This window comes from Roseiarcus sp., assembly GCF_052145395.1.
Taxonomy (GTDB): Bacteria; Pseudomonadota; Alphaproteobacteria; order Rhizobiales; family Beijerinckiaceae; genus Roseiarcus.
The window spans coordinates 1-6,993 of sequence record NZ_JBKQOT010000537.1; the positions used below are offsets into that span (position 1 = coordinate 1).

Genomic DNA, 6,993 nt, shown 5'->3' on the forward strand with positions numbered 1-6,993 from the left:
ATGGTCTCGCTCGATCTGACGGTCCCGGGACATCCCGAGATCTTTGCGATCGGCGACGCGGCGTTTGTCCTGCGGCCGGACGGTCGGCCGGTCCCCGGCATCGCGCCGGCCGCCAAGCAGGAGGGGACTTATGTTGCGAAAGTGATTCGGGCGCGGCTTCGAGGGGCGGCCTCATCTCCACCCTTCGTCTACAGGCACGCAGGCGATCTTGCGACGATCGGAAAGCGACGCGCCGTGATCGACTTCGGCTGGATCAAGCTTACGGGGGCTATTGCATGGTGGCTCTGGGGCCTCGCCCACATCTACTTCCTCATCGGCGTGCGCAACCGGCTGAGCGTAGCCCTCTCCTGGCTCTGGATCTACATGCGCGACCAGCGTACCGCACGGCTGATTACCCGTAACGACGAGGAGAGCACGGCCCATCCGCGAGATCAGCGGAAAGGCCGGGGCAACGCCTTGGCCCGGTGATCCAGGATCCCCCTCCCTGAATGCGCATGCGCCATGCCCACCGATTCGATCGCGCAGCCCTGCGCGCGCCATGAGCCCCAGGCTTTGCGCCAACGTCCGCAAACGGTTCGACTTCGCCCGTTCGCCAAGCCTTCGCGGAATGCCCGCTATTTGCGCGAAAGAGACGGCCGGAGTCGACGACAACCGGTCATTCCTGGTTGCAGCACTCGGCGTCGCAATTTGGGAGGACAGCAGCAGTTCGCCTAGCGAATGCCCTCGGCTTGAATCGCATCCCCTCCTCTGGCAGCCCCGCACCTTGTCTCGCTTGGCCCTGGCGGAATATACGGCCCGTCACGCCGATCTAGCTTTTAAGCTAGAGTGGAGAGATCCACTGCGATCTCGCGCAACCGGCGGAATCGAAGCACTGTCACGAAATAAATGTGGAGAGTTGCATGATTGCCTTCTTGCGACGCCTGGCGGTTTGTGTTGGCCTTTTGATCGTGGCGGCCCCGCTTGCTGCAGAGGATTTGACGAAGGGCGCGTCCCCGCCAAGCGCTCCGCACGGATCGACGAAATCGGCGGATACAAAGTCCTCGACGGCGCCAGTCAGACCCTTGCCTGCCGAGGCGACCACGACCCAAGTGCTAAACTTTGCAAGTCGCAAGCTCGACTTCAAGGCCACGGCCGGCAGCATCCAGCTCAGCGACGACAAAGGCGCACCCGAAGCTGACGTTTGCTATATCGCCTATCAACTGAACGCACCGGACGCCCACAAGAGGCCCGTCACCTTCGTCTTCAATGGCGGTCCAGGCGCAGGTTCGGCCTGGCTCCAACTTGGAGCCGTCGGGCCATGGCGCCTGCCCACCAACAGCCTTTCCCCTTCCTCCTCCCCGACCGTAGTCGACAACGAAGACACTTGGCTCGACTTTACCGATCTCGTCTTCATCGATCCGCCAGGAAGCGGCTATAGCCGGATTATCGGGCCGGGAGACGATGTCCGGAAGAAACTCTGGTCGGTGAACGGCGACATCGAGGCGTTGAGCGTGGTGGTTCGACGTTGGTTGGCCGAGAATGATCGCCTCGCATCGCCAAAATTCATTCTCGGCGAAAGCTATGGCGGCTTTCGTGGGCCGCGGCTGGCCGAGGAGCTCGCGACGAAGCAAGGCGTCGGAATCAACGGCCTTGTTCTGATCTCGCCTGCTCTTGATCTGGGGGCCGACTCGGCCGACGTCACCAATCCATTGCCCTTTGCCGTCCGGCTGCCTTCTTACGCGGCGGCCTTCCGCGAGCGAAGCGGAAAGGTGACGCGAAAGGATCTGGAAGACGTCGAAAACTATGCGCGCCACGATTATCTGCTCGACTTCTTGAGTGGGCCAAAGGATGCGGCCGCTGTCGGCCGCATGGCGCAACACGTCAGCGAACTCACCGGCCTCAACGAGGAGCTGGTGAAACAGCTGGGCGGGCGAGTCGACAAGGACGCCTTCCTCCGCGAGTTCGATCGACAGCAAGGCAAAGTCGCTGCTTTCTACGATGTGACGATCAGCGCTAACGATCCCGAACCGAACAGGTATCGGAGCCGCTGGCTTGACCCAGTGGTCGATGGCTTCGATGCGCCCTTCTCCAGCGCCGTAATGGGCATCTACAATGACCGCCTTGGTTGGAAGATCGACGAACGCTATGAGCTCTTGAACGAAGCCGTCAGTCACGCTTGGAATTGGGGCTCCGGGCTGGAGCCGCCGCGAGCGATTTTTGCTCTGCAGCGCATGCTCGCGCTGGATCCGAATTTCAACGTCCTGATCAGCCACGGGCTCACCGACGTCCAGACGCCATATTTGGGCACACAAATGCTGCTCGATCAAATTCCCGACTATGGCCCATCGGGACGGGTGAAGCTGAAAGTTTATGGCGGCGGCCATATGCATTACTTGCGCGATGAAACGCGGAAGGCGCTGCGAGAAGACGCCCGACAATTGATCGAAGGCTCTTCTGACAGCGCCGTCACCACGCCCGGCACCGAATGATGGCCGGAGGTTCCGGAAGCCTTCCAGTTAAGGCTATCAGGCCCCGTGCCACAAACGGCGGCCAGACCAGGCGTCAATCTCGGAAAGGCTCCGACTGATAGCAAGACGCCGACGACGAAATTGGCCACCCGATGGAGACGGCCGAGCGCCGGACGCGATAGCCTGTGAAGCCGACGCGGCTCTTACCGGGCGCGCGTGGCCTTAGCGGTCAGAGCGCGCTCAGAGTTTCAGCCGCCGGCAAAACGGATTGGGGAAAGCCGGCATTGTCGCAATCCGGTCGACCGTCTCGCGAAAATACCGCCGCCTTTGCTCCGGGCGACAAGGTCATGCAGATCGCGGACGACTATGACAAGGAAGTCTACAACGGTGACATCGGCTATGTCGGCAACGTCGACCCGGGATCGCCGAATGTCGACGAACCGGGGCTGTGGAGGCGGTTCATCGGTCTCTGCCGGCTGGTGAGGTTCGCCACACGCTAAAGCTGCGCGGAGCCACGGATGCGTCGCCGATGAGCGGTTCGCCGCCGAACGGGGCCGGCCACGACGTCTCAGCGTAGTTGAAGGCAAACGTGAGATCGCCGCGGCGGCGTAATCGCACGCCTTTCGGCAGCTCGATCGTCGAGAGGCCGGCCTTTCGGCACAACAGCTCCATCAGCATCCGGAGCGCGCGCGAGTCGGGCCAGCAGGCCAGATAGAAACAGTTGTCATTGCCGACGAGGGCAGGCGAGTTGTCCGCGAAGGCGGCAAGTATCTCGGCGCTTGTCTCCACAAGCTCGCGCCACCGCTCGGCATTGCCTGAAATGGCGCCTTGAATTGCGATATTGGCGCCGGGCCGAAGCGAGGAAACCTCGATCACTCGTGAACGAAGAAGGCGCTGCAAAGAGCCGGGCGGCAATTCCTCAGGAATGGAAAAGTGGCGCGTCTTCGATCCGGAGCGCGGGCCGAAGACCACCAGTCCCTTCGCGGCGGCGAAGGCCGCTTCGGCGCTCGCCGAAACGATGGGCAAGGAGGGCGCCAGGACAAGACGATACCCTTCGAGGCTCGCGCCCGAAGGCACGAAATCGACGTCGATGCCGAGACCTCGAATAGCCTCGTACCAGCGGAAAACCAATTCCGGATAGCGAAAATCTGCGCCATGCGGCAGGATCGCCGCGACCCAATGCGCTTCGTAATCGTAGACGATGGCGACCTCCGCGGCCACGGTCGCGGGCAAGTCGCCCAGACGCATGAGGTCGTCGGCCGCGGCCGCCGCCTCGCGACCGCCGGGCGAAAGCTCATGTGAGCTGGGCAAATTCAGCCCCGCGTGCATCTGCTCCTGAGCGAACGGAGCCTGCCGCCAGCGGAAATAGCTCACAACCTCAGCGCCGTGCGCATGCGCTTCGATCGCCCACAATCGGACCATCCCTCCCGCTGGGGCGGGGTTCCATGGCGCCCAGTTGACCGGCCCCGGCTGCTGCTCCATCACCCAGAAGCGCCCCCGGCCCACGCCGCGATAAAGGTCGTGGTGAAAAGGCGCGATATCGGGGCGCGAAGTGGTCCGCCAGCGGCCACGCTCCGCTTCGGCGAAGGGAAAGCCCTCGAGAAAGCCGAGGGGGTAGGAATCCCAGGTCGCGAAATCCAGGCTCTCGCCAAGCAGCCAATGATCGAATTCGTTGAAGAAGCCCATGAAGTTGTGGGTGATCCACCGGCCGGGCGAATAGCGTCGGATGATGTCGACCTGCATGCGGTTGAAGGCGGCCACCTGCTGCGACTGAAACCGCCAATAGTCGAGCAACGCGGCCGGATTAGGCTCCGTCACAGTGCAATTGGGCAGCGAGACCTCATCAAAGCTCCCGACCTCCATCGACCAGAACACTGATCCCCAGGCTTGGTTCAAACGGTCCGCGGACTGGTAAGCGCCTCGAAGCCAGTCGCGGAACGCCTTCAGATCTTCTGCGCCCCACGAGCGCACGGTGTCGTGGCAGCCGAACTCGTTGTCGGTCTGCCACCCGACGAGAGCCGGATGCTCGCCATAGCGCCGGGACAAGGTTTCGACGATCCGCGCGCTCTCCTCCCGATAGACCTGCGACGAGAACGTGTAGTGCCGGCGCGAGCCGAAGCCGCGCCGTCGCCCTTGCTCGTCAATCGGCGCGATTTCCGGATGTTCGTCCATCAGCCATTTCGGCGGCGCGGCAGTCGGCGTGCCGAGCACGACTTTCAGCCCGGCCTCGCCGAGCGTGTTCATCGCTGTGTCGAGCCAGTCCCACTGAAACTGGCCTCGGCTCCGCTCGTAGCGGGACCATGCGAACTCACCGATGCGAACGTATGCAATGCCGAGTTCCCGCATCCGCCGCGCGTCCTCGACCCACCAGGCTTCCGGCCAGTGTTCAGGGTAATAGCAGACGCCGAGCATGACGGTCCTTTGCGCGGAAGATCGGATTTGGAGCTTACACGATCGGGGCTCGGCCCTGACGTCTGCCGTGGGTGAGCAATAGACGAGTTATAGAATCGACGAGCGCGTCCCGGGGCGCCCTGTCACGACGCTCGGGCTTGATGCAGCTCGCCTCCACGCACCAAGCGGCGGGCCATGTCAGCCGTTTGCAGCGCCGCGCGTTCGGTCGGTGAATGGGCTGCGAGATAACGGGCGACCGCGATGAGGATGTGCCGGCCCTCGTCGGCGCCGCCCCAGACGGCGAACTGCCGGACTCCCGCCTCCAGCATCTGGTAGGCATGAAAGCCCGCGTCTTCCCTCAGCACCGCATGGGCGAGCGTGGCGATCAGCGCCTGCGGCGAATGGCCGAGCTCGAGATGCCGCGCCACGAGCTTTGCGGCAAGATCAACCTGTCGCTGGCGGTCGAACGCGTCGAGCAGGGCGGTCCGGATCGCCTCCTCATTGGCGGGCAGATCTTCGAGCCGCTCCCCACCTTCGCCTGGAATGCGGGCCGGCGGCACGTTGAGGTAGCGCGTGAGATAGAGGGCCATCGCACTGTGCAGCAGAGCCCGCGCCGCCGCCAGGTGATCGTTGGTCGCGATCCCGATCCGCCCGAGCATCTGGCAGAGCGCATTGGCGTGGGTGAAGACGTGGTGCGCCGTCTCCCAGTCGGCGTGCTCGTTGGCGTTGCCGAAGCGAGCCACCCGAAGCGCCGCCCCGTAAGCGAGCGATCGGCCAAGGTCCGTTGGAACGGCGCCGTGATTGACTGCCGCCTTGATTGCTTCGACGATCGCGACCGGATCGTCGCCCAGCAGCTCCCGGGCGAGGGCCGCGTGGTGCGGCCAGCCATGCGCGCCGGGGTCTTCGGTGAATAGCTTCGGCAGCTGCCCGGCCGCTTCATCGCAAAGCGCGACAAGATCGACGGGCTGGCGCCATTCGGTCGATTCCTCGGCGCCGCGCGCCGCCACCATCCCTCCAACGATTGTCGGCAGTAGCGACGAAGCGTGCTCCCAGCCGATCAGGTCCAGGCACTCGAACGCCTTGTTGATGAAGTCGAGCGAGTGCCCGCCGTCGGCGAAGGCACGCTCGGTCTCGGCGGCGAGCAGGGTGTCGGCGAGCACAGCGGGCGAAAGACCCTCGGCGATAGCCGTGAGTAGGGTTCGCTCCGCCGCCTCGCGATGACGAACCTTTGTCCAGCGCCGCAGCCAGCGTTTGAGGGTAGCCGCTTCCGGCCGGCTTCCGAGCGGCGCACGTTCCCGCCGCGGCGGCTGCCCGTCGCAGTCCGCCGCCACGCGGCGGGCCCCATGGAAAAGGGCGAGATAGGCTTCGTCCTCGGGCAGAGCGGGCATGAGATTGCCGAGCGCGGTGAGGATCGTGAGGCCTACACCCCAGCCGTCCCGGTTGTGGGCCCCGAACAGCGCCGCCTGCCGGACGACCTCGAATTTCGGCACCCCGGCCGCGAGCTGGCCTTGCACCGCCTTGGCGATGACGAGGCCGATGTCGTGCGCAAGGCCGTCGCTGAGCCGCTGGCGCCAGTGCATCGCGGGGTCGGCATGACCGAACGTGGTCTTCACCCAGACCTCGCCGTTGCGCAGTTCGACCGGGAAGGTCGGCGTGTCGTCCGCCCAGAGATCGAAAGTGCAGCCGCTTTCGAGGTCGAAGCGGGCGTGGTGCCAATGGCAGGTGAGGATGCCGTCCTCGACACTGCCCCGATCGAGCGGGAAGCCCATGTGTGGGCATCGGTTGTCGAGCGCAAAGACGCGCCCGCGGTCATGGACGACGAGGATCGGGCGATGGGCTCCGTGCACCACGAGCCGGCCCTTCGCCTTCAGCTCGTCGAGGGGTCCCTGCAAGGGTGAAGTCCGTACTTGGCGCGTCCATGAGCGTACCTCCCACAGTCGACTGTTTTGAGGCCGCCCCTGTCCGGTATGGGCGGTATGGACTATTGATCAGCAAGGAGCCTGTCCAAATAGTGTCCGGTGTTGCGGCGATTTGTGAAGGATATCGGCGGCTCTGGATTTGGATTTGGCCGGTTTGGGCGGATTGGCGGGGTTCAGGTGGCTGCGAGCTTGGCGATAGACAGACTCCGACCTTGGGCGAGCTTGAGCATGTTGTG

The 6,993-nt window shown here is 64.1% G+C and carries 5 protein-coding genes; 3 read left to right on the forward strand and 2 right to left on the reverse strand.

The annotated features are described in order from the left end of the window. The 3 genes from ACLP25_RS18375 to ACLP25_RS18385 all read left to right on the forward strand — a co-directional run. The coding region (locus tag ACLP25_RS18375) for an NAD(P)/FAD-dependent oxidoreductase (protein ID WP_442470612.1) at nt 1–468 on the forward strand (468 nt) is incomplete at its 5' end. Nucleotides 469–899: 431 nt separating this feature from the next. After that, nucleotides 900–2,468, forward strand: coding sequence for a S10 family peptidase (locus ACLP25_RS18380; protein WP_442470613.1), 1,569 nt, complete (start codon nt 900–902; stop codon nt 2,466–2,468). Between the two features lie 164 nt (nt 2,469–2,632). Next, nucleotides 2,633–2,947 (forward strand): hypothetical protein, encoded by a 315-nt coding sequence (locus ACLP25_RS18385; protein ID WP_442470614.1) that lies wholly within the window; start codon nt 2,633–2,635, stop codon nt 2,945–2,947. Here the strand turns inward: ACLP25_RS18385 and ACLP25_RS18390 are convergent. After that, nucleotides 2,907–4,859 carry a beta-galactosidase gene (locus ACLP25_RS18390; protein WP_442470615.1) on the reverse strand — a complete coding sequence of 651 codons (1,953 nt, stop codon included), beginning with the start codon at nt 4,857–4,859 and terminating at the stop codon, nt 2,907–2,909. The genes ACLP25_RS18385 and ACLP25_RS18390 overlap by 41 nt on opposite strands. A 122-nt stretch (nt 4,860–4,981) precedes the next feature. Then, the gene (locus ACLP25_RS18395; protein ID WP_442470616.1) at nt 4,982–6,730 is read right to left on the reverse strand and encodes a Rieske 2Fe-2S domain-containing protein; all 1,749 of its coding nucleotides are present in this window, start codon (nt 6,728–6,730) and stop codon (nt 4,982–4,984) included. Nucleotides 6,731–6,993: the final 263 nt, after the last annotated feature.